This window comes from Hymenobacter profundi (genome assembly GCF_019334315.1).
GTDB classification, from domain to species: Bacteria; Bacteroidota; Bacteroidia; order Cytophagales; family Hymenobacteraceae; genus Hymenobacter; species Hymenobacter profundi.
Genome location: NZ_JAHWGL010000204.1, coordinates 1 through 1189, shown reverse-complemented (window position 1 = coordinate 1189; position 1189 = coordinate 1). Strand labels below are relative to the sequence as shown.

Sequence of the window (1189 nt, the reverse complement as noted above, 5' to 3'; positions counted from 1 at the left end):
TTGTAGGCTTCCCCATTTAGGGAGCCAGTTGTGAGCAGAGAAAAGCGTATTTTCACTACCTGACAACTGAGACATGAAAAAGGGACGATTCAGCGAAGCCCAGATTGTGGCCATTCTGCAACAACAAGCCAGTGGGCAGACCGTCGCCCAGATTGTGCGCGAGCACGGCTTGAGCGAAGCCACCTTTTATGCTTGGAAGAGCAAATATGCAGGCGCGAGTGTGGCCGAGCTGACCCGGCTCAAACACTTAGAAGAAGAGAATCGAAAGCTTAAGCAGATGTTCGCCGACCTAAGCCTAGAGAATCAGGCGATCAAGGAGATCCTGCGAAAAAAGTAAGTAGCCCTGCGGCGCGGCGCCAGGCAGCGCAGGGCTTAGTAAGTACAGGCTGGAGTCAGCGGCGGGCGTGCGCCCTGGTGGGGCTCTCGCGTGGCAGCTATCGAGGGGTGGCACGGAGGCATAAGGATGAGCCCGTAGAGCAGTCGTTGCGGGCTTTGACGGGTCGGCACCCCGGCTGGGGATTTTGGAAGTTACACCACCGCTTGCGCAAAAACGGCTTGATAATCAATCATAAGCGCACCCTGCGTATTTATCGGGCGCTGGCCCTGCACCTACCCCGGCGTTTGAAAAAGCGGGTGCCAGCCCGCGTCAAGCAGCCCTTAGCGGTGCCCACGACGGCTAACGTGTGCTGGTCACTCGACTTTACCAGTGACGTGCTGACGGATGGGCGTCGGTTTCGGACCCTGAACGTGCTCGATGACTACAACCGCCAGTTGTTAGGCGTGGAAATCGACTTCTCCTTGCCTGCCAGTCGGGTAGTGCAGGTACTGACGCGCCTAGTCGAGTGTCATGGCCGCCCTACGCAGCTGCGCACCGATAATGGTCCCGAGTTCATTAGCACCCGGTTGACCGAATGGTGCGAGGCGCAGGGGATTGTCCTGCACTGGATTCAACCCGGCAAGCCGACCCAAAACGCCTATATCGAACGCTTCAACGGCTCCTTTCGGCGTGAACTGCTTGACGCGCACCTGTTCCGCTCATTGGCTCATGTTCGCCAACTAGTGGACGAGTGGATGCTCGACTACAACACCCAACGGCCCCACCAAGCCTTGAATTTTATGACCCCACTCGAATTTAAACAAGCGGCTTAACCTCTACTAACCACTGGCTTACTCAATAGGGAAGCGTACA

At 56.8% G+C, this 1189-nt stretch carries 1 protein-coding gene; it reads left to right on the top strand.

The features are described 5' to 3' along the window. Positions 1-73: 73 nt before the first annotated feature. Positions 74-1149, top strand: a protein-coding gene (locus KYK14_RS21890) for an IS3 family transposase (protein ID WP_246601985.1) whose coding sequence is annotated in 2 segments (ribosomal slippage) — positions 74-323 and positions 323-1149 — 1077 coding nt in all. Because the reading frame shifts where the segments join, the coding sequence is not laid out codon by codon here. The last annotated feature ends 40 nt before the right edge of the window (positions 1150-1189 follow it).